This is a genomic window from Collinsella sp. AF33-16 (assembly GCF_003475325.1).
GTDB lineage: Bacteria > Actinomycetota > Coriobacteriia > Coriobacteriales > Coriobacteriaceae > Collinsella.
On sequence record NZ_QRQC01000027.1, the window covers coordinates 1 to 21,577 of the forward strand.

General features: G+C 57.3%; 21 protein-coding genes and 1 pseudogene. 13 read left to right on the top strand and 9 right to left on the bottom strand.

Annotated elements, in window-relative coordinates; genetic code table 11:
- The first annotated feature begins 170 nt into the window (after positions 1–170).
- The 3 genes and pseudogenes from DWZ52_RS08865 (at position 171) to DWZ52_RS08875 (ending at position 2,151) form a co-directional block, all read left to right on the top strand.
- Positions 171–551, top strand: a pseudogene (locus tag DWZ52_RS08865) (GntR family transcriptional regulator).
- Positions 552–574: 23 nt separating this feature from the next.
- Positions 575–1,456, top strand: coding sequence for an ABC transporter ATP-binding protein (locus DWZ52_RS08870; RefSeq protein ID WP_118385364.1), 882 nt, complete (start codon positions 575–577; stop codon positions 1,454–1,456).
- A complete protein-coding gene (locus DWZ52_RS08875; RefSeq protein ID WP_118385365.1) occupies positions 1,453–2,151 on the top strand; it encodes an ABC-2 transporter permease in 699 nt (232 codons plus the stop codon). The genes DWZ52_RS08870 and DWZ52_RS08875 overlap by 4 nt, the downstream gene beginning before the upstream one ends.
- 95 nt (positions 2,152–2,246) lie before the next feature.
- On the opposite strand, the gene DWZ52_RS08880 is transcribed toward DWZ52_RS08875, so the two are convergent.
- The 3 genes from DWZ52_RS08880 to DWZ52_RS08890 all read right to left on the bottom strand — a co-directional run bounded on the left by DWZ52_RS08880 (position 2,247) and on the right by DWZ52_RS08890 (position 4,666).
- Positions 2,247–3,545 carry a chloride channel protein gene (locus tag DWZ52_RS08880; protein WP_118385366.1) on the bottom strand — a complete coding sequence of 433 codons (1,299 nt, stop codon included), beginning with the start codon at positions 3,543–3,545 and terminating at the stop codon, positions 2,247–2,249.
- 125 nt (positions 3,546–3,670) lie between these two features.
- Positions 3,671–4,204: a TIGR00730 family Rossman fold protein gene (locus DWZ52_RS08885; RefSeq protein WP_118385367.1), complete on the bottom strand. Its 534-nt coding sequence runs from the start codon at positions 4,202–4,204 to the stop codon at positions 3,671–3,673.
- Positions 4,205–4,240: 36 nt separating this feature from the next.
- The gene (locus DWZ52_RS08890) at positions 4,241–4,666 is read right to left on the bottom strand and encodes a potassium channel family protein (RefSeq protein WP_118385368.1); all 426 of its coding nucleotides are present in this window, start codon (positions 4,664–4,666) and stop codon (positions 4,241–4,243) included.
- A 197-nt stretch (positions 4,667–4,863) separates the two neighbouring features.
- On the opposite strand from DWZ52_RS08890, the gene DWZ52_RS08895 reads away from it, so the two are divergent.
- Positions 4,864–7,668, top strand: coding sequence for a transporter substrate-binding domain-containing protein (locus DWZ52_RS08895; RefSeq protein WP_158572436.1), 2,805 nt, complete (start codon positions 4,864–4,866; stop codon positions 7,666–7,668).
- Between the two features lie 41 nt (positions 7,669–7,709).
- Positions 7,710–8,189 (top strand): pyridoxamine 5'-phosphate oxidase family protein, encoded by a 480-nt coding sequence (locus DWZ52_RS08900; RefSeq protein ID WP_118385370.1) that lies wholly within the window; start codon positions 7,710–7,712, stop codon positions 8,187–8,189.
- Positions 8,190–8,285: 96 nt separating this feature from the next.
- Here the strand turns inward: DWZ52_RS08900 and DWZ52_RS08905 are convergent, their stop codons facing one another.
- Positions 8,286–9,497 (bottom strand): MalY/PatB family protein, encoded by a 1,212-nt coding sequence (locus tag DWZ52_RS08905; protein WP_118385371.1) that lies wholly within the window; start codon positions 9,495–9,497, stop codon positions 8,286–8,288.
- A gap of 112 nt (positions 9,498–9,609) precedes the next feature.
- Positions 9,610–10,347 (bottom strand): tRNA (N6-threonylcarbamoyladenosine(37)-N6)-methyltransferase TrmO, encoded by a 738-nt coding sequence (locus tag DWZ52_RS08910; protein WP_233547300.1) that lies wholly within the window; start codon positions 10,345–10,347, stop codon positions 9,610–9,612.
- A gap of 147 nt (positions 10,348–10,494) precedes the next feature.
- Here DWZ52_RS08910 and DWZ52_RS09960 point away from each other — a divergent pair, with 147 nt between their 5' ends.
- The 5 genes from DWZ52_RS09960 to DWZ52_RS08935 all read left to right on the top strand — a co-directional run bounded on the left by DWZ52_RS09960 (position 10,495) and on the right by DWZ52_RS08935 (position 13,789).
- Entirely contained in the window at positions 10,495–11,322 is an 828-nt protein-coding gene (locus DWZ52_RS09960; RefSeq protein WP_158572437.1) for a TipAS antibiotic-recognition domain-containing protein, read from the top strand.
- Between the two features lie 51 nt (positions 11,323–11,373).
- Positions 11,374–11,619, top strand: coding sequence for a glutaredoxin (locus DWZ52_RS08920; protein WP_118385373.1), 246 nt, complete (start codon positions 11,374–11,376; stop codon positions 11,617–11,619).
- A gap of 285 nt (positions 11,620–11,904) precedes the next feature.
- Positions 11,905–13,137 carry a hypothetical protein gene (locus DWZ52_RS08925; RefSeq protein WP_118385374.1) on the top strand — a complete coding sequence of 411 codons (1,233 nt, stop codon included), beginning with the start codon at positions 11,905–11,907 and terminating at the stop codon, positions 13,135–13,137.
- Between the two features lie 110 nt (positions 13,138–13,247).
- A complete protein-coding gene (locus DWZ52_RS08930; protein ID WP_118385375.1) occupies positions 13,248–13,514 on the top strand; it encodes a hypothetical protein in 267 nt (88 codons plus the stop codon).
- Positions 13,515–13,522: 8 nt separating this feature from the next.
- The gene (locus tag DWZ52_RS08935; RefSeq protein WP_055252530.1) at positions 13,523–13,789 is read left to right on the top strand and encodes a ribbon-helix-helix protein, CopG family; all 267 of its coding nucleotides are present in this window, start codon (positions 13,523–13,525) and stop codon (positions 13,787–13,789) included.
- Between the two features lie 131 nt (positions 13,790–13,920).
- Here DWZ52_RS08935 and DWZ52_RS08940 read toward each other — a convergent pair whose 3' ends face one another.
- Positions 13,921–14,874, bottom strand: coding sequence for a tRNA-dihydrouridine synthase (locus tag DWZ52_RS08940; RefSeq protein WP_118385376.1), 954 nt, complete (start codon positions 14,872–14,874; stop codon positions 13,921–13,923).
- A gap of 123 nt (positions 14,875–14,997) precedes the next feature.
- Here DWZ52_RS08940 and DWZ52_RS08945 point away from each other — a divergent pair, with 123 nt between their 5' ends.
- On the top strand, positions 14,998–15,525 hold the full coding sequence (locus DWZ52_RS08945) for a DUF3592 domain-containing protein (protein ID WP_118385377.1): 528 nt from the start codon (positions 14,998–15,000) through the stop codon (positions 15,523–15,525).
- Positions 15,526–15,588: 63 nt separating this feature from the next.
- Positions 15,589–16,722 (top strand): hypothetical protein, encoded by a 1,134-nt coding sequence (locus tag DWZ52_RS08950; RefSeq protein WP_118385378.1) that lies wholly within the window; start codon positions 15,589–15,591, stop codon positions 16,720–16,722.
- Between the two features lie 123 nt (positions 16,723–16,845).
- Here DWZ52_RS08950 and DWZ52_RS08955 read toward each other — a convergent pair whose 3' ends face one another.
- The 3 genes from DWZ52_RS08955 to DWZ52_RS08965 all read right to left on the bottom strand — a co-directional run bounded on the left by DWZ52_RS08955 (position 16,846) and on the right by DWZ52_RS08965 (position 20,547).
- A complete protein-coding gene (locus tag DWZ52_RS08955) occupies positions 16,846–18,111 on the bottom strand; it encodes an MFS transporter (protein ID WP_117635842.1) in 1,266 nt (421 codons plus the stop codon).
- 11 nt (positions 18,112–18,122) lie between these two features.
- Positions 18,123–19,187 carry an ornithine carbamoyltransferase gene (locus DWZ52_RS08960; protein ID WP_118385379.1) on the bottom strand — a complete coding sequence of 355 codons (1,065 nt, stop codon included), beginning with the start codon at positions 19,185–19,187 and terminating at the stop codon, positions 18,123–18,125.
- Between the two features lie 121 nt (positions 19,188–19,308).
- Complete coding sequence (locus DWZ52_RS08965; RefSeq protein WP_117778961.1) at positions 19,309–20,547, bottom strand: agmatine/peptidylarginine deiminase; 1,239 nt, start codon at positions 20,545–20,547, stop codon at positions 19,309–19,311.
- Positions 20,548–20,786: 239 nt separating this feature from the next.
- Here DWZ52_RS08965 and DWZ52_RS08970 point away from each other — a divergent pair, with 239 nt between their 5' ends.
- Positions 20,787–21,350: a TetR/AcrR family transcriptional regulator gene (locus DWZ52_RS08970; RefSeq protein WP_117563584.1), complete on the top strand. Its 564-nt coding sequence runs from the start codon at positions 20,787–20,789 to the stop codon at positions 21,348–21,350.
- Positions 21,351–21,577 lie beyond the last annotated feature (227 nt).

Genomic DNA, 21,577 nt, shown 5'->3' on the forward strand with positions numbered 1-21,577 from the left:
TGAGTCCTGAGGCTGTTGCAATGAAAATGAGAATCAAGGGGGCCTGGGTAGCCGGCCCAATCCGAATTTGTCTCTTGCGTAACTGTGCATAGTGTATATATAGTGCATAGTGTATATATATTGTGCTACCCGGTTATATACACGTGTAGCCCAACAGCTAAGGAGCCGCTGTGGACATCATCCTATCCAATTCGAGCGATAAGCCTATCTACGAACAGATATCCTCACAGGTCAAAGCTCAGATCCTTTCGGGCACACTCACTGCGGGAGCCAAACTCCCCAGCATCCGCGCGCTCGCGAGCGATCTTGGCGTGAGCGTCATCACCACCAAGCGCGCCTACGCCGACCTGGAGCAGCTCGGGTTTATCTGCACCGTGTAGGGCAAGGGCTGTTTTGTCGCCGAGGGCAACCAGGAGCTCTTGCGCGAAAACCAGCTCTGCCATATCGAAGAACTGCTTGCGAAAGCGGCGAGCCAAGCCGAAGCCCTGGGCGTTACGCGCGACAAGCTGCACGAGATGCTCGACCTGATAGCCCCCGAAACCATGCAGTAGCCATCTGCAAGAAAGGCTATACCATGCAAAACCTTCTAGAACTCAAAGGCATCTCACGCCGTGTGAGCGACCGTTTTTCACTGCGAGACGTCACACTTGCCGTGGAGCCCGGCCAGATCGTTGGCTTTGTGGGCGCAAATGGCGCCGGCAAGACGACGACCATTCGCGCCGCGCTCGGGCTTATAAAGCTCGATGCCGGCGAGGCGCATCTGCTTGGACAGCGCTGCGACGCCAACGCGCCCGACGAGGCACAGCGCCACCTGCGCTCCCGCGTCGGCCTTGTCCTGGACACATGCCTCTTCCCCTCCACGCTCAAGGTGGGCCAGGTCGAGAGGCTCGTAGGCCCGGCGTACCCCACGTGGAGCTGCGAAACGTTCGCCGGATTCATCGACCGATTTGGCCTCGACCCCAAGACGAAGGTCAAGGACCTCTCCCGCGGCATGGGCATGAAGCTGCAGCTCGCCTGTGCGCTCAGCCACAATGCCAAGCTGCTCGTTTTGGACGAAGCCACCGCGGGCCTCGATCCCATGGCGCGCGAGGAACTGCTCGACGAGTTGCTTGCCTTTGTCGCCGACGGCCAGCACAGCGTGCTGCTCTCGAGCCACATTACGTCCGACCTCGATCGCGCCGCCGACCGCGTCATCTGCATCGATAACGGTTCGATTGTGTTTGACCTGCCGCGCGAGGACATTACCGACCGAGCCGGCATCGCCCACTGCACCCAAGCACAGGCCGCAGAGCTTATGGCTTGCGTCGAAGGCGCCCGTGCCGCCCACCACGCCTATAGCGTGGACGTGCTCGTGCCCAACCGTCGCGATGTGCTCGAGGCCTTCCCCGAGATTCCCTGCGACCGGGCAACCATTGATGACTATCTTCGCCTCACGCTGAAAGGGGCTTCGAAATGAAACGCGCCTTTATGTCTGAGCTCGCCATCGTCCGCACGCTTGTCCCGAGCATCGCGGGCGTCGGCCTGTTCATCTTCGTCGTACTGACCCTCGCCAACGCATCGGACGGTGACTCTGGCATGAGTGCCGGCGCCTGCGCGGTCAGCGCCATGTCGCCCATCGTGGTCATGAACTCGCTGGCCGGCTACGACAATCAAAACGGATGGGAGCGCTATCGGGCAACGCTGCCCATCTCGCGCAAAGACATCATCTGTGCACGCTACCTGAGCATCATTGTCTTCTCGGCCGTCATGGCGTGCGCCGCCGCGCTTTTGAGCATCGTCTCCATCCCGCTCTTCAACAGCGCGGGTATTCCCTCGACGGGACAGACCGTCTTTGAGACCACAATAGCCTCCGCCGCATCGATGCTCATCTCCCTCATGATGGTGTTTTTGGCACAGCCGCTGTTCTTTCGATTTGGACACATGGAGGCGCTGCGCCTTTCCGTCGGCCTGTTTGCCCTGCTCGGGTGCCTTGCCATGACAGCGCTGAGCTCCTCCAACCCCATCAGCAACTGGCTCATGTCGATTGCCGGGGCAAACCCCGATCCCGCCGTCCTCGGCTGCCTGTGCGCAGGAATTGCCGTACTGGCCCTCACGCTATGTGCAATCAGCTGCACCGTCAGCACCAAGGTCTATCGGGCACGCGACCTGTAGGCAAGCAAATCTCGACCCACGCGGGCCGCAATCGGTCGCAATCGCCCATCCGCAAATCCATGGCAAACGGCATGTCCCCGGCGTGCGCCACCGTACTACTTGCGCAGCGGCTTGGGAAGCGGAATGCCGGCGGCGATAACAGCGGCGATGATCATGCAGACGATGCCCTTGAGCGGGAAGCACATGAGCAGCAGGCCCACGACCATGACGGGCTGACGCATGACGGCGCCCATCGTCGAGGCGGTGCAGACGGCGACGCAAAAGACCGGATCTGCGCCGGTGAGGATGGCAAGGCCATAGCCCAGGCTCACACCCGAGAAGATAACCGGGAAGAAGTGGCCGCCGCGCCAACCAAGGTTGATGAGGGCGGGCGTCAGCATGGCCTTAACAAGACCGGTCGCGATAAGCACGCCAGCGGGAATGGTCAGATAGGTTTCCATGAGCACATCGGCCTGGGTCTCGCCGGCAAACATGGTGTAGGGCAGGACCGTGCCACAGATGGCGAGCGCCAGGCCGGCCAGCATGGCCTTGACGACCGGGCGCTCCCCTATTGCATGGGACAGCGCCTCACTTGCATGCTCGGAGACAAAGTACAGCCAACCGCATACGGTGCCGACCAACGCCAGCGGAATGAGCCAGACAAGTTCCAGGTTGCCCACCTCGGCAGCCTCGAACCTCGGCATGCCCATGCCGCCACCCATAAGCTGGCCGAGCAGCAGATAGGTGCCCAGGCCGCCGGCAATCGCGATGCCGTAGACCACGGTCTTTTGCGCCTTGGGCAGCTTGATGGTGATCTCGTCGGACGCGGAGCCCTCGCCAGCGCCCCGACCATCGGCGCTACCGGCGAGCGGCGCCACAAAGCCAAAGATGGGCGCGGTAAAGAGCGCCGTCAGGGCAGCCTGGGTACCCAGCAGCGTAAGCTCCCTAAACTCGGCGCCAAAGCGACGCATGCGGTCGCCGACCCAGCTGCACAGACCCGCGATAACGCCGGTCAGGCCGGCCTCCGGTCCAATGCTTCCGCCAAACAGCAGCGGCAGCAATGCCGCAAGCGAAAGCTTGCCGAGGTTGTCGTACGGGTAGCGACCGTCTTGCTTAACCTTGGCCATCACCTGGTTGAGGTCATCGGTCTTGGTGCCCGTCATCTTTTCGTACAGACCGATCAGCAGGCCGCCCAGCAGGCAGACGAAAAACGGGTACGGCAAAAAACCGAACGGACCGCTCGCGAGCTCGGGCGAAGCGACGCCCAGCATATGAGGGATCTCGGTCCATAGATAGTCGATACCGTGCTCCATCGCAAAGAAAAACAGCCAGACCGCGGCGCCCGCAAACGCACCGGTCACGGCCACGCTCACTAAAAACAGCGCACGGTTTTTGGGTTTTGCAAGGTTATCCATCGGGACCTCCCGTGGTCAAAATCGACAAAGATACGTTTTATTGTAGAGCGAGCGTTGCCCGAACGAGCCAACCATCTGCGCCGCAAACGGCACCATTGGGAGTCATAGTGGGGCAGGCTCAAGACTTATCCGGTAATAATCGAGGCAATCTCGCGCAAATCGTCGGCAAAGTAGATGCCGTGCTGGCGCTGCGGGCTCGATAAGCCCTTATCAATCATGTGTCCGAGCAGCGCCTTGAGGTCGTTGTAGTAACCGTCCAGGTTATACAGGATGCACGGCGCACTCAGATGCCCCAGCGACACGGCCGACATGACCTCGGCAATCTCCTCGAGCGTACCCGTCCCACCGGGAAAGGCGATGAACGCGTCACCGAGCTCAATCATCTTGGCCTTGCGCTCGGCCATGTCGCTCGTCACGATGAGGTCGTCGATGCCATCGTGCTGAAACTCGGCCTCGATAAAAAAGCTCGGCTCCACGCCCGTCACGTGTCCACCGGCATCGAGTACGCTATCGGCGAGCGCACCCATCAGGCCCGATTTGGACCCGCCGTATACCAGCGCGTGCCCGTTGGAGCCAATCCAGTTGCCCAGCTCTTGCACCGCAGGCAAAAATGCTGGGTCGTTACCAACGCTGGCGCCCAGGTATACCGTGATATTCATATTTAGTCCCCCTCATCGTGACGCGCGGCGCCCGTTCTAGCGTTGGCGTCGGCGATATTCGCGCACACGGCGCGATAGGTCGGCAAGCTCGTCACGATCGAGCTCTTCCAAATGCTCAAGATCGTCCATAAAGCGCGCCATGGTGTCCTTTTGGCGCATCTTGATGAGCGTATTGCAGTAGTTCACCGCCACGCCCGTGAGCATGGCGATGTAGAAGATGCTGATGACGCTCAAAACGACAGTGATAGCGCGGGCAACCGGCGTCTCGGCCGGGATATCGCCAAAGCCGATGGTCGATACGGTCTCAAAGCTAAACCAGAGGCCGTCGCCAAACGTAAGGGTCGTGGGCTCGGACAGCCAGACGACCGTCGAGCACAGCAGATAGAAGACGAGAAACAGGCCCGTGATGCGTGCAAAGCCAGCCTGGCGCAACACGTCGGCAAGCGTCCTCAACTTGTTCATCGCGACCCCTTTTCCAGACGCCCAATCACATTCGCTCGTTATTGTCCCACACCCGGCAGTTGGGGACGTTCCCTTTCTGCCGGCAGAAAGGGAACGTCCCCAACTGCCGGGAGTGACCGTTTAGCGGTGCGGCGGCCGAATGGGCAGGCTGAGCTGGTATCCTTATGCGAAACTGTCTCAACTCGATAGGATTTCATGTGAAACCTTCCGTTGTCTTTCGCTTGGCTCTATATCGCACCCTGGCCGTCGCGCTTGCCGCGCTCGCCATACTGAGCGCCGTCATGCTCGCTCCCGCCTTTGCCGCCGACTCCGACCAGCAGGTCAAGACGGTCCGCGTTGGCTGGCTCGTCAACAACAAAGGCTTCCAGGAAGACATGCCGGGCGAGCGACTCTCGGGGTGGGGCTACGAGTACCTCCAGACCCTCTCGTATTACACAAAGGGCTGGCAATACGAATACGTTAGCGGCACCTTCTCCGAGCTTATGGACATGCTCGAAGCAGGCGAAATCGACCTCATGCCCAACATCTCGTATTCGGCAGAGCGCGAGCAGAAGCTGCTCTTTTCCTCGAACCCCGAGGGCACCGAGCGCTACTACATCTACGCCAGGCCCGACCGCGACGATCTGGCCAAGGGTGACCCCCAGGCGCTCCAAGGCCTCACCATCGGCTGCAACTCTGGCGTTATGCAAACTATCGTCGGCCAGCAGTGGCTCGCCGACGAAGGCGTCACCTGCACCTATAAAGAAATCGACACCGGCAGTGCCCTCTTTGAGGCGCTTGCAGACGGCGAGGTCGACGCCGTCATCATGAACGATACCATTTCGTCGCCCGATGCGTCACCCATGTTCTACGTAGGCTCGAGCGACTACTATTTTGCCGTTCCCAAAAGCCGCCCCGATCTGATGAACGACATCAACGCCGCCATGACGACCATCGCCCGCGATAACCCGCGCTATAACGAGGAAGTCAAATCGAGTTACTCGACCCAAAACAGTGGCTCGTCATCGCTCACCGGCCCCGAGACCACCTGGCTCAAAGCAAACGGCAATACCATCACGCTCGGCTATCTTAAAAACCAACTTCCCTACTGCACGCAAAATGACGACGGCGAGATGGAAGGATCGCTCGCCTCGCTTGCAACGACGTTGCACGACAAGTTTGGTATTACGGTCAAAACAATCGCACTCTCGAACAACAGGCAAATGATCAAAGCCCTTTCCAACGGGACCATCGATGTCGCCCTGCCGTTGTTTCGCGACTACTGGCTCGCCGAGCAGACAGGGGTCATCCAGTCAAACTCGATGGGAACGGTTTCGCTGACCGCCATTCACAGTGGCAAAAACCTGAACAGCGACCTTAAGAACATCGCTTGTACAAAGAGCACAATCGTTAACCGTTTTGAGCTCGAAAGTCTCTTTCCGAACGCAACGGTAACCGAGTATTCGAATGACGGCGAGGTGCTCAAAGCCCTCGATGAGGGGAAGGCACGTTGCATCATTGTCCCCAGCACGCGCCTGGAAACTCTCCGCGACATCTACGACATCGAGGATTTCGAAACACAGGAACTCACCAACACGGCACAACTATCGTGTTTAATTTCGCGCGGCAAGCCCGAGCTGCTGGGAATCATCAATAAGGGCATCGTCAATGCAGGTGAATCGCTCTCTGCAAACAGCTATTTCCCCACATCGTACTCGGCGCAAGAATCGGATGCGTTCCGACTTCTCTACCGCAACCGCATCGTCATTGCGGCAGTCGTCATTTGCATTTTGCTCACCGGCATCGTCATCCTTGTCTGGTCGCTTTACCGCGCACAGGAGGAACGGCAGAAAGCCGATGCCGCCAACGCCGCCAAAACCGCTTTCCTCACGCGCATGAGCCACGACATCCGCACGCCGCTCAACGGCATCCTAGGCCTTATCGAAATTGAGGAATTGAGAGAAGGCGACATGCAGGTCGCCCGCGAAAGCCGCGCCAAGGCGCGCGTTGCCGCCAATCACCTGCTGTCACTGATTAACGACATCCTCGAGATGGGCAGGATCGAGGAGTGCAAAGTGACGCTCGAGCACGAATCATTCAACCTTAAAGAGCTGTGCGACAATGCGCTCGTACTGTGCAAGCTCCGCGCATCGGACCGCGGCATAACCATGCTCGACACCAGCGAGCCCTACGCTGTCGACCAATATATGATCGGCAGCCCCACCCATATTCGGCAGATCCTTGTCAACCTGCTCGACAACAGCATCAAGTACAACAAGCACGGAGGCACCGTCACGTTCTCATCGACCATCAAACCGGTCGACGACGAGCACGCCGTGTTTTGCTTTAGCGTCTCGGATACCGGCACTGGTATGACGCCCGAGTTTTTGACGCACATTTACGAGCCGTTTGCCCAGGAAGGCGACGATGCGCGTAGCAAGTTCCAAGGAACCGGCATTGGCATGTCTATCGTCAAATCGCTCATCGATATGATGGGCGGCACGATTGAGATTTCGAGTGAGGTTGGCGTGGGAAGTACGTTTAACGTCCAGATTCCGCTCGAGATCGACAAGAACCCTCAGGCAAAAGAACGTACGGACGAGCAGGCATACAGTTGCTCGCTTGCAGACATGAACGTTCTTTTGGCAGAAGATAACGAGCTCAATGCCGAGATTGCCCAGGCTCTGCTCGAAAGCGAGGGCATCGTCGTAACTCGCGCCGCCGACGGCAACGAAGCGGTCGACCTATACGTTGGCCGTCCCGCGGGTAGCTTCGATGCGATTCTAATGGACATCATGATGCCGGGCATGGACGGCTACGAGGCAACCCGCGCGATCCGCCTGAGCGAAAAGGCCGATGCGGCCGACATCCCCATCATCGCGCTCACCGCCAACGCCTTTGCCGAAGACGCCAAGGCGGCACACGACGCTGGCATGAACGCCCATCTGCCCAAACCGCTCGACTTTAACAAGCTCAAAAACATACTCGCCTGTATCAAGAAAAACGGGGCTGTTTCGCTATAGTTTGTGCTCAACCACCATGCGCAGTAGAAAGGAAGCCAACGATGTTTAGGCCCTTACGTCGAAAGAAACGCGCCATCACCGACGAGGAAGCGCGCGAACTGCTCGCCACCTGTAAGCGCGGCGTCTTTGCCGTCAACGGCGATGATGGCTACCCCTATGCCATTCCCGTCAACTACTTCTTTGACGCCGAGCACGACAAGATTTATTTCCATGGCGCCAAGGCCGGCCACAAGGTCGATTCGCTCAGGCGTGACGATAAGGTCTGCTTTACCGTTTACGGCAACGAGTGGTACAAGGACGGCGACTGGGCTCCCTACGTTATGAGTGCCGTTGTCTTTGGTCGTTGTCGCCTGGTAGATGAAGCGCCCGCGTTTATCGAGGACAAAGTCCGTCAGCTCGCGCTTAAGTACTACCCTTCTGCCGAAGAAGTCGAGGAGGAGATCGCCAAAGACATAAAGGGCGTCCAACTCTACGAGATTTCGATTGAACATCTTTGCGGCAAGCAGATTCATGAAAAGTAGCGAATGCGGAAAACGCGCTCGCTACCCTCTGCGCCCCATGTGCCCACGCATTTTGACGGCGTGGGCACATGGGGCAGCACTCGAATCGAGCGCCCCCTATACCCCAAAAACGTAGCGGTCCAGGCGCTCACACGCCTCCTTTACCCGCGAAAGCGGCAGTGCCAGATTCACGCGGATGTGACAGGGCCCGTGGAACGGACGGCCGTCCTGATACCCCACGCCCACGCGCGCCCCCTCGTCGAGCAACCACTGAATATCGCGGCCATGTTCGCGACACCACTTGGTACAGTCCAGAAACACCATGTAGGTGCCCTGCGGACGTGAATAGGACACGCCCTCAAAATGCTCGTCAACGTAATCGCAGAAGTAGTCAACGTTGGCATCGATGATCTCGTTGAGCTCATCGACCCACTCGTAGCCCTGCTGCTGGTAGGCACCGATAAGCGCATGCATGGAGAGGACGTTCATCTCGTTGTAGTGAGTCTTGTTGGACACGGCGCACACGCGGTCGCGCAGCGTCTCGTTATAGATGATGTGGCAGCTGCCGACCAAGCCCGCCAGGTTGAACGTCTTGCTGGGCGCGTAGAGGGCAACCGTGCGTATGCGGGCATCCTCGCTCACCGACTGCGTCGGGATATGCTTGTGCCCCGGCAGGATGATATCGGACCAAATCTCATCCGAGATCACCACGCAATCGTGCTGGCGATAGGTATCCATGGCGCGCTCGATCTCATCGCGCTCCCATACGCGGCCGCAGGGGTTGTGCGGCGAGCAGAACACCGCGGCATGGATGTGGTTTTGGGCGAGCTTGCGCTCCATGTCCTCAAAGTCCATGCGCCACACGCCCTGGTCGTCGAGTTTAAGCGGGCTGTGGACAATGCGATAGCCCGCGGCCTCGATGGACTTGGTAAAGCCGATGTAGGTGGGACTGTGGACCAGCACCGCATCGCCCGGCTGGACATATGCGCGCAGCGTCGACACGACACCGCCCAGCACACCGTTTTCGTAGCCGATGTGCTCAGGTGCCAGGCCCTCGACGCCATTACGGCGACTCTGCCATTCGATGATGCGGTCGAAGTACTCGGGGCGCGGATCGAAATAGCCAAACATGGGGTGCTGGGCGCGCTGAATGATGTACTCCTGGACCGTGGGCACCGTGGCAAAATTCATGTCCGCTACCCACATGGGAATGCGATCGAAGCCCTCGTCGGGTGCGTTTGGAGCCATGCCGGGGATCTCACCCCAAGAATCAACGGCGATGGAGTCCATGCCGTGGCGGTCGATAAGCGAAGTAAAGTCGTATTTCATCCTGGGCTCCCATGCAAAGCGGATTGTTTTGGTAGGCGTTATTGTCCACCAGCATGGGCGGTTTTGGCATGGGGTTTGGCTCTTAATTTGACGGGTGCGGACGAATGGCTGATTAGTCTTGCGCGTCGTTGACGGCGGCTACGGTTAGCTGGGTTTCATCAACCGTAAAAGATATGTCGAGCCCGGCGAAGGCCAGATGATAGACGCGGTTCGGCTCGTGCTTGCTGCCTGCGCGGCGTGGGTCTTGGCGCAGGACCTCGACCAGGCCGGGGAGCTTTGTGGGCGGGACCATATCCTGCAGCGTCTGCGGGAACTCGATGTCGAGCTCTTGCCACGGCGCGTCCTCAATCCAGCCGCCCGTCGCATCCGGGTGACAGTCGGCAAATGGAATGTAGGGCTTAATGTCGTAGATGGGCGTGCCGTCGCGCAGATCGGCCCCCAGCACATGGATGATGGGGCCATCGTCGGTGAGCTCGACACGGCTGAGCTTGACGCAGGTGAGCCCGATGGGATTAGGGCGAAACGGACTGCGTGTGGCAAACACGCCCACACGCTCGGCTCCACCCAGACGCGGCGGGCGCACGGTTTTCGACCATTTTGCGTTGGTGCCGGACCTGTCCTGCGTTTTGGCATCGGCGGCTATGTCCTTAGCCGTGCCGCCGGGCGTTCCGTTTTCGAAGCGCCACAGCAGCCATAGGTGAGAGAAGGAGCCCAGACCCTCAACCGCTGCGTTGGAGGCAAATTCCGGCTCAAAGACGATGCGTCCCTGCAGATGGGGCGCCAAAAAGCTGTTGCGCGGGATGCCGAACTTCTGCGGCAGGTCGGTATGTATGTGTGCGATAGGTTCCATGCCGGTCATTGTACGGCATGGAGGTGTGGGGCGTTGCGCGCAATTCTTCGTCGCGGTCCCCGTCGTGCAACCAACGGTTGCTTGGAAGGGCACCTACTGCCGCGTATGCTTAAGCCATCAACCAGCAGAAAGCAGAAAGGAGCCGTTATGGCCTTTGCAGAAAAGCTCATTGCTGTCCGTCGCGCCCATCACCTTACCCAAGAGCAGCTCGCCGCCAAGCTCTTCGTCACACGCCAAGCCGTCAGCCGTTGGGAACGCGGCGAGGTCACACCGGGTATCGACATGATGAAGCTCATCGCCGCCGTGACCGGCGAGCCCCTGTCTCACCTGCTCGAAATGCCCGAGCACTATTGCCAGAGCTGCGGCATGATACTCACACCCGACGACTGCGGCACCGATGCTGCGGGCACCGCGACCGATCATTACTGCAAGTGGTGCTACGACCACGGCAAGTACACCTACGACACTACGATGGAGGCAATGATCGAGGATTGTGCCCCGCGCCTGGCACAAAACACCGGTATGTCGCTCGACGAAGCTGTCTCGCTCATGGGCGCCGTGCTGCCGCAACTGGAACGCTGGCGCGCCGTGCAAGAAAACGAGGAGCGCTACGGCGCCGAAGCGCGGGCGCGCTATGGCGATGAGGCTATCGATGCAGCAAACGAAACGTTACTGGATATGGATCCTCAGACATGGAACGACATGAAGGAACTTGAACGCGCTATTCTGGGCCAGCTCTCGATTGCCATGAGCGACGGCGAACCGGATGGAAGCGAGGCTCGCAAGCTTGTCGCGATGCATCGTCGCTGGATTGCTCTCAACTGGGGATGCGAGCCCCAAGACGAGGCGTACTTGGGCCTCGCCCACGGCTATCTTGCCGACCAGCGCTTTGTTGACTACTACGACAAGCCCTGCGGCACCGGCGCCACGGCGTTTCTAGTCCAGACGATCGAGTCGTCGTCGGCTCACGCATAGACTGCAGCGGCTTTGGGTATTTCAATCGAAACCTCAACCGATTGGAGACCCATGGCTACTGATCACGAGCTCGCGCTGTACGTTATGACCGGCTGCCCGTATTGCATAAAGGTCAAGCGCTTTTTGGCCGATAACGGCGTGACCATTCCCGAACGCAATATCTCGACTGACCCCGATGCCGAGCAGACGCTCATCGCCGTCGGCGGAAAACGCCAGGTTCCCTGCCTGTTCATTGACGGCAAACCGCTCTACGAGTCGAGCGACATCATCACCTGGGCACAGAAAAACCTCCTCTAGCACTCATTGGGGACGTACTTAAATGAGTAGGTAGGAATTCAGCTTCTCAAATTTATAGAACATACGTTTGCTTTTATGCTATACTCGCCTCAAGGCATGAGACGAGTCGAGAGCTCCTGCGGAGGTCCCCAATGACACGCTGGAGCGAGCTCGGTAAGTAAGATCGGTGGTTACCGCACTCGCCCATCTCAGACAGGCTGCGCTCCTGTTCGCCGTCGCCATCAAAGAACGGCACTCACAACCAAACGTTTCCGTTATCCGTGAGTCACACAGGAGTGCATCGTTATGGCAAAAAAGATTCCAACCTTTACGTCCGACATCGTTTCGAGCGCCTGCTCAGATATCAGCGGAATCGTTGAAGCCAAGAGCCTTAATCAAAAGGGTATCGATCATGAAACTTCGCTTGAGGGGGCATTGCTCATCGGGCGCCGCCTCGAACAAGAGACCGCCGGATACCCCGTTACCAACCTCAAAGGATTGCTCTCCCCTGTCGGCGGCCATCTACACAAGCATTATGGTCCCCGCTTAGGACAATCCTATCTCACACGCTGCATTAAGTTCGCTCGCGCCGTTCCCAAAGACGTGCCACCTAGATCAGAGCTTGGCCTAACTCACTATGAGTCACTCGCTCGCATTACAAACGAGTACCTGCGTCTGGAGCTCATGAACGTCGCGGCCGACAACAGATGGTCCTCATCACGCGTCGCGCTTCACGCCAGATACCAAAGCCCACAAGATGCTCCAAGCAACAGGGAATTCCGCGAGCTCATAGCGAACCAGGAAGTTTGGCGCTTTGCACGCGCTTATACAGATGCTTGCGGAATCATCTCGCTTGAGAAGTTTGTTGAGCTTTACAATTCTTGCGCTCCCAAACCAGTCTCGATATTCGAAGTAAATGAAACCATTTGGAAAATCAAAGAGGAGTCGGGGCGTATCGACAACCCCTGCATACTTTCCAAGGACGGAGAGCTGTACCTCATAGCGCCGGAACTAGACGACACGGTCGAAAATAACCCTTATTACTACGACGACTACGGATATTCCTATCGAAAATACGAACGCCATAGCGAGTACACCCAGGAAATGCGCTCGTTACGCGAGCGACGTGTTCAGAGCAGGAGGGCAGCCATATTCACTGGCCATAAGCAGCATCCAATCGAAAAACTAGATTATGAGGACATCGTCTGTGGATATGCCAGCTACACACAATCTGTTAATAATCTCAAACTGTATATCTTGAATGATTCCAAGCTGGGTGCCGCAAGCCTTCACGCAAGAGAGGACGAGTTCGATTTCATCATGGCAAAGCTCTTGCGTTCTATTGGTCTCAACGGCATGCCGGCAGCACAACAAACAACCGAAGATGCCGAATTTTTATTGATCGTCGTACGACCCGATTTTTACAAACAAGCGGAGATAAACAAGGTCTCCAAGCTCCTCGCAATAGTCTATGAAAACACTCCCCTCTGGGAGTTCAACGGACGCTCATACACCGAGCTAAAGAGCGAAAAACGCTAGAGCCTCCGGTGCCAACTTTGCAACGAACAGTCCAACCAAAACAGACTGCTTAACCTAATTAACTGCTTGTATTTTTGTCTACAAAACTGTATACATAAAGAGAGGTCCATATGGAGCTCATCGCAATCCACCCCCATGCCCTCAAACACGGGCTGACAGAGACGGATATTATATGCGCCTGGAACTCCGCTTTTGCATGGTTCAGGCGTGATCTTGAAAATGGAGGCATCGATTACGTTCTCGTTGGACTTGATGGAAGAAGCCGCCTCATGGAGCTCATTGCTCGATGTTGCTCCGATCGCGATGGTTACATCATTTACCACGCCCTTGTCCCTCCTACGCGCAAGGTGCTCAGGGAAATCGGAATCGATCGATAGGAGGCACTATGGACGCCAAGCAGCTCGAAAAGATGATGGGGTTTGCTCCCGGTGAGCTAGAAAAAGCCGCAGCGGCATACGAAAAAGATGAGTGGCCGAAGGGCCACACCGTCAAGTTGGGAAGGCCGCCGATTTCCGATGAACCAAGCGTTGTTTTATCGGCACGTGTGGGCGAATCGGTTCTTGAAGCATTTGACGCAAAGGCAAAGCGCCATGGGCAAACGCGCACGGAGCGACTCAGGGAACTCATTACACTCGATGCAATGATTGCCTAGTCCCCTGCCGAACCAAACATGTACGTCAGCATCCAAAAACGATATTTTTCGACATCCTTGGATGCTGGCGTACAGTTTTTTGCATGGGTCCGGCACAGGCGATCCGTTCTTCTCCGTCCCCAAGGGATCATTTAGCCACAAAAGCGGGCGATGGGCGCAAGCTGCGGCTCGCGAAAGACACGGTCGACAGCAGCACGGTATTCATCGACCTTTTTGGTCTTGCGAACGAGCTTGTGAACGGTCGCGGGATCGGCGAAGGCGCATTTGGCGTAGAACCACCACTCCTTCATGCGAAAGACCGCGTTGCCCCCAATCTCGTCCGCATAGGCCGCAAACAGCATGTCGTGGAAGCGCTGCAGCTCAGCGGCCGTGGCAGCAGGGCCGCCCTTAACCATGCGAGCCAGCGCGGGGTTCGCGAGCAAGCCGCGCCCCAACATTACGTGGCGTGTTCCGGGATAGGCCCCCACCAGCGCATCCATGTCCTCAAGATCAAAGATGTCGCCGTTATAGGCCACGGGAAACGGCGCCCGCTCCAACGTCTCGCCGTAAAACTCTTTACGCGGCGAGCCCGTATAACGGTCCTTTTGCACGCGCGGATGCACGATCAGCTCTGCCAGCGGCATGCGGCAATAGAGGTCGAGCACGCGTTCGTACTCGTCATCGCTTTCCAACCCCAACCTGGTCTTGACCGACACCGGCAAGGGTGAGCGTTCGCACACGTCGCTCAAGAACACCTCGAGCTCATCCAGGTTGCGCAGAAAGCCCGAACCCTTGCCTTTGGCAACAACCGTACCCGAGGGGCAGCCAAGGTTGAGATTGACCTCGCGGTACCCCATCTCGGCGAGCACCTGCGCCGCCCACACAAACTCGTCCGCATTCTTGGACATCAGCTGAGGTACTACGTTAAGCCCCTGGTTATTGGCAGGATCGACCTCTTTAAACGCCTTGCCACCAAAGCGGTTGCCCACCCGCGGCGGCGGCAAAAACGGCGTGTAATAACAATCGAGCGCGCCAAAGCACTCCGCATGCACGCGACGGAACACATGCCCGGTAATCCCCTCCATGGGGGCCAGCGATAAATTCATCAACATCCACTCTCAAATCAATGTGACAAAGGGACAGTCCCTTTGTCACATAATACGCCCACCGAGGGCGGGGGTTCTCTATACTGAGTCACATATGACGGTATCGCGCCAAAGGAGAACGCCGTGACCACGTCGCAGATATCCCTGCTCGCGCTCATCTTGGTTGGGGGCATCGGCATCCTGCTTATCGGAGTGAGCGCGCTCATGAAAGCCGCCGCTCGCAAGAAAGTCAAGGCCTGTACCGCCGTGACCATGGGAACGGTCATCGACCATCGCTTTATGGGCGAAGGCAGGATGTATCCCGTTTTGGAATACGCCGTCGACGGCACGCAATACCGCGCGAAAAAACAATTCCGTGGCATAAAGACCAAAAGCTTGTCGGGACTCCCCATCCGCACGCAAGCCACCGCCTACGAAGACGCCAAGGGCTGGTTGCACGTACAGACAGGACCCATCGCACGCCTAGATACTCTCGCAGAGCAGCTTTGGCCCCTCGGCAGCCAAATGACTGTGCACTACAACCCCAGCAGCCCAGACAAGAGCTATGTCGAGCGCCCTATCGTGGGCGACTTTGCCACGCTGATGTTTAACATCGCGGGTATCTTGCTCATCGCGCTGAGTATTTTGCTCTATGTTCTTATCCAGCGCTAGCTCAGACTGATACATCCCGCGCGCCGCGCGCCGTAATGACCGCCACGACACCAAGGACCAGCTATGGCAACACTCTCCGAACAAGAACGTAAGCGCATCCAGCGATACTGCATTTGCCCCAAGGTTGCCGGCGCGGCGCTTGCCATGGCATTCGTGCTGCCCTTATCGATCATTCCCTTCGAAATGATTGACGACATCGTCTTCCATCACGAAGGCTTCCAGGAGACGGGCATGATGGCCGCCCTGGCGCTCACCGCCATCGAGCTCATCATCTTCTGCTATTGCGCGCTCGCGCCGCGCTTTGGCATGCGCGGCAAGCAGTGGAAAGAAATGCAGCGCCGACTCGCCGTCGAGCAGTCCGAGAAAGACCGCTCGGCACAAATCGCGGGCGTTATTGGCACGCAGGCCGCCGCGCGCCTGCTCAAGAACAGCGACAACGAGACCGCGCGCAACCTGGGTGGCGCGGCAGAAGTCGCCGCTGCCGTAGGCGCCGTCGCCACCGCGGCAGACGTGCTTGCCGAAAGCTTTGCCAACGCAAAGGCCATGGCAGAGGCCTGTGGCGTGCCTATCCCCCGTGCAAAAAAGTGGATCGTCGCGCTTGTGGCACTGCCCCTCGCAATCGTGTGCGGTGCCTATATCCCGCAGCTGGCGCAGGGAAACATCGAGACGCAACAGAACGCCGCGGCCGCGGCCGAGCAGATCGCCATCGCCCGCAAGACGCTAGAACCCGCATGCGAGTACGTGTCCGCCGATGACCCTTACGAGCGATATCAAGATTACGGCTATCACGTCCGCGGCTACCTTCACGACGGCGACTCCGATACCCAGAAGACCTATACGTACCTGGATTTCGACAACAAGGGAACGCTCAAGGAAGTGAGTTACATAGCAGAGATCGACCCCGACGCGAGCCTTGAGGACAACCTCGCCCGCATCGAGCTCGACTTGGACGAACTTTCCTCTGTCGTCCAAACCGTAGACGTCAAGACCGTGAGTCCCGAGCTCCTAGCACCGCAAAAGCTCCCCGAAGAGTTTAGGCAGGCTTTTTTGAACGGTTCGCTCTACGAGAGAATCTCCATCAGGACGAGTGACAACCCCATCAAAACGTACTATTCGTTTGACACGGATCCCGAGGATGAATTTGACGAGTACACCCATCCAAGCATCCGTATCACGTTGGTGGGCAAAACGAGCTAGGCGCCCAATGTGACAAAGGGACTGTCCCTTTGTCACATTCCATGAAAAAGGGCACCGGCGTTAGCCGATGCCCTAAAGCTGCTGCAGATTAACTCCTACAGCGTATGACTAAGACGAATCGAACTATTCGTCCCAAGAGAGGCTCTTACCAGTCTTCTTTGCCAGCAGCAAGAACAGACCGATGATGACGTTGCATGCAATACAGAAGATGAAAACGCCCTGGAAGGAGCCGACAAGCTCGTATACCTTCATCATGACGGGCATGCCAAAGGCGCCGACGATATAGCCCACGGAGCAGATGAGCGCGAAGATGCGACCAAAGTCACGGGAGCCAAAGACGTCCATCACCAAAACGGTCAGAGCGGTGCCGGCGATGACGTACATGACGTCGTTAACACCGGCAGCAAGAATGCTGAGCGTCGAGTTGCCGCTGCTCATCATGAGCATGACAAAGGAGAGAATCGAGACGGCGAGCCAGCTCAGAATGGCCTTGGTGCTGCCAAACTTATCGCAAGTGGTACCGACGATCGGGTTGAGGAACAGGTCGAACAGCGATGCGGCGGAAACCATGAAGCCACCCACCATGGGGCTAAAGCCGACCTCGGCGGCATAGGTGGGGAACAGCTGGTTCATGCAGCAAGTAAGCTGAACGAGGCAGAGGAAGCCGATGCAGAAAAAGAATGCAGGCGACTTAATAGCGCGTGCGTAGCTAACGCCACGTGCACTATCCTCGGTCGTCTCCTCGGTCTCGGCGACCGTCTCGCCTTCGACATAGCCATAGGGCAGCATGCCCTTGTCCTGGGGCTTATAGCGGATAATCAGGATGGAAGCGGGAAGAATGAGCACGGCGGAGACGCCAGCGAGCACCAGATAACCAGTCCTCCAGCCAGCAGCCTCAATGACAGAGGTGATGACGGGACTCATGATGAGCATGTAAATCGAGTTCACTGCCCAAGCGAGACCAATTGCCAGGCCGCCAGATTTTTTGAACCACTGGTCAATAACATCGGACATGGCGACGCCGGTAGTGAAGGCGAAGCAAACGCCAATCAAAGCACCAGCTGCGATGAACATCCAGACTTCGGTGTAGAAGGCCATGCCTGCGCCAGCGGCGAGCAGAATAAGCTCAACGACGGGGAGCCAAAACTTGCCAACAACCTTGGGGATGAGTTTTCCGACAAACGGAAGAGCCGCTGCAAGACCAATGAGCGTTGCAGTGAAGTAATACGAGAAGATGGAGTAGTCAAATCCGAACTCCTCGCACACGGGCGCGACGAAGGAGCCAGCGATTACGCTATAGGATCCGGTCGTACCGGCAGACATGAGGCCGAGCGCGATCACGAGAACCCATGCGTAAACCTTGCTGCTCTTTAACTTTGCATTTTCCATTGATACAGCTCCTAGAGACCCAGAAGGGCGCACATAACGGCCTTAATGGTGTGCTGACGGTTCTCTGCCTCACGGAAGATGACCGACGCGTTGGCCTCAAAGCACTCGTCCGCAATCTCAAAGCCCTCGGTGATGATTTCACGATGCAGGTCGTTCTTGCACTGGGCGAGCAACATCTTGCCAACGCGGTGATTTGCGTTGTGAACAGAGGGGAGCTCGTGCATGCAGAAGATGTCGGGGTTGTTGGTGCGCTTGCACAGCTCACTGGTGACGCGATAGGGGTACAGGGACTCGGCGTCGCCAAGCCAAGAGTTGTAGTCGTCAGGGTCCAGAACCTCGTCGCCGCACTCGGGGTTGATGTAGCGCCACTCCTCGGTAACGATTACGTCGACACCGTCCAGAGCATCAAGGTCAGAGGTGATGGTGAAGGTCCTGTTAGGCGCGTACTTGGCGTAGCAGGCCTCAACCTCCTCGATCATTTCCTTGCACATCTGGTGACGGAGGTCGTCGGGGCCGATGGCGAGGAAGTCCATGTCGAGCATCGCGCACAGACGGCCATACCACACGGGGGCGCCGGCGCAGTTGCCAACGAAGGCCATCTTCTTGCCACGGCTCGTGCGCAGACCACCCCACTGCTCCTCCATCGTGAGAGCGTCAGCGAGCATCTGGGTCGGGTGATCGCCGAGGGTGAGGGCATTGATGACTGGAATATCGACCAAGTCAGCGACATCATAGAGGAACTGCTCGTCCTTTTGTGCACGATAGACAATGAGATCATACATGCCGTTGAAGACGCGCATGGCATCCTCGATGGTCTCGCAATCGCCCATGTGGGAGTTGGTCAGATAGGTGAAGCCCATGCCCAGGTCGTTGCAAGAGGTCTCAAAGGCGCAACGAGTGCGGGTCGAGCCCCACTCAAAGTTGGCGAGAACGTTCTTGCCGGGGAAGTAGCGCTGGTCGACACCGGACTTTTTCTGGGCCTTGAGGTTCCAGGCAAGATCGATGAGGTAACGGAAATCCTCAGAGGAAAGATCGTGGATGTTGAGGTAGTCGCGACCGCGAAGGCTGTTGTTCATGCCTATTTCCTTTCAATTGTTTGATGGGTAAGTGTCGAATGCGCCCCCGAGGGAAACACGGATATCCCTCGGGGACTGTAAATGTGGCGCTTGAATCAGGCAGCGCAAGTTTAAGAACTTGCTAGCAGCTGGCGGCCACGTCCTTGGTCCAGCAGTGCACGCCGCCGCCGGACAGGTTAAGCGCGAGAGAGTCGATCATGATGACCTTGCGATCGGGGAAGCAGCTCTCAAGAACCGCCTTGGCCTGCTCGTCCTTCTCCTTCACGACTTCGCTCATGCCTTCGTGGTAATAACGCTGGCCAAGAACGACGCCGTTGCAGATGAGGAAGTTGCAGTAGCTTGCTGCGGCATAAAAGTGAACGGGGCCTTCGGGCCAAGGGGTGCCATCCATGAACTTGCCGCCCATTTCGTCGATGAAGCCCTTATACAGCTCGTAGTCCTCGTCGCCGGGGGCGATGACAACCTCGATCGGCTCGGCAGTGGGCATGCGAACGATTTCGAAGGGCTTGCCCTCCCAGTCCGTCTCGGCGCGTAGAATCTCGTAGGCGGCGTCGATGCGACGACGCGATTCCGCGCCCGCCTTGCTCGAGGCGGCCTCCTCATCGGATACCTCGGCAAGAAGAATCTTGTTCGGGGTGATAAAGCGGCACATCTCATCGATGTGGGCGGCGAAGCTCATGCCGAAGACAGGAGTTCCATCTTCCTTCTCGTCGAGGATGCCCAGTCGATAGTCATCGTCCTCAAGCATAGGCTGCGGCAGCCAGATAACCTTGTTGAGGTTGTAGATGCGCTTGTACTCGGCCTCCACTTCCTCTTTTGAGAACTCGGGATTGCGCTTGCGGCATTCCGTGTCCTCGATGGCGATCAGGGTGCCGTGACCGTCAAACTCGCGGTCGCCGCCCTCCGAAACCATTTCGGAATTGACGATATCGAAGCACCCGAGCGCAACCGCCATGTGAACAGCTGCCCTGCGTGCGGACTGGCACTCTGGGGAGTTCTTGTCCCACACGCCATAATAGGTCCAAGCGGGGTTGACCATATAGGAATGGCCTTCGTCGTCGACCATGATGCTGGGGCCGTTGTCGCGAACGTAGAAGTTGGAGTCTTCGAACTGCGTAATCTGGATACGGTCGAGATCCACCCCTTCTTCTTTAAGGCGCGAGCAGGCTTCCTCGTAGGAGCCGGGGGTGCCACAGTTGAGGTTGACCGTAACGTCGCCATACTCAAGCAAAGCTTTAATTACGTCAACGCAGGGCTGGCGATTATCGAAGCCCTCTGCGCGAATGTAATCGGGAAGCCATGTCACATAGACGTTGGAGCGCTTCTCAAACTCGCCCGGCATACGATAGTTCTCGTACATGGTTGGTCCTTCCGTCGGGTTTCCCGCAATGCTGTCCGGCCGCGACAATAGCGGGGTTACACCAGCTATAGTACTACTATACCTACCGTTCGGTAGGTGTTTTTGTATAATTGCCATTCGCCTGTCGATACCTACCGTTCACCGTTTATAGTGGTCGTGTTTGGACACGAATTGATGTTCCGTTGCCATTCTTAATAATGTTGGCAATGCGGAAGTGATTTGCAATGGAGAAGTGAAGCGTGAGCACAAAGGGAAAAATATTGGACGCAATGTATGATCTTGTGGCAGAAGTCGGTTACGACAAGGCGTCCATTGGAAAAATCTGCGACCGTGTCGGTATATCCAAGCCATCGGTGTACTACTACTTTCCCTCTAAAGAGGATATTTTTACCACGCTCTTAGATAGTATGTTTCCGACTATCGACTATCAGCGCGACTACTCGCTAATAGTCGATAGGGACGGATTCAAGGCGGCGCTTATCGAGCTCGGCAATTCGGTTATAGGTGGCTATCGTAGTGATGAAAAGCGCCGTCGCGTGCTGGCCGAGGTCAGTATTCAGGCAAATCGAATCCCTGCAGTTCAGGAACGTCAGGCAACGGCGATCAACCGAACTATGGACGCGCTTAAAGACATCCTTCTCCATGGCCTAGAAATTGGCGCGTTTTCCGATGAAACAGACGTCATGCTGTACGTGCAGATTCTTTACACCGTACTTGAGGGAGCGAGCAATACCGTTGCCCAAGATGAAGACATCGATGAAAAGGCTGTTTGGGCAGGAATCGTCGAACTCATGTTTAAATAGGCGCGTAATAACAGAGGCACCTTGGCAAGCGCGATGCGACGACTTGCGGGGTCGCGGAATGGTCCGAAACCCGTGTTCGCGATGATTGCAAAAGTTGTTGAATAGAAATTGGGGCCGATTCCAGCTATGTTGGAATCGGCCCCAATTTCGTTTTAACTTGCGGAGACAAATGACAGGGCTGAAGGGCAGTGAGTATTTGCCCGCATGAGCACCGCTGAATATTGCGA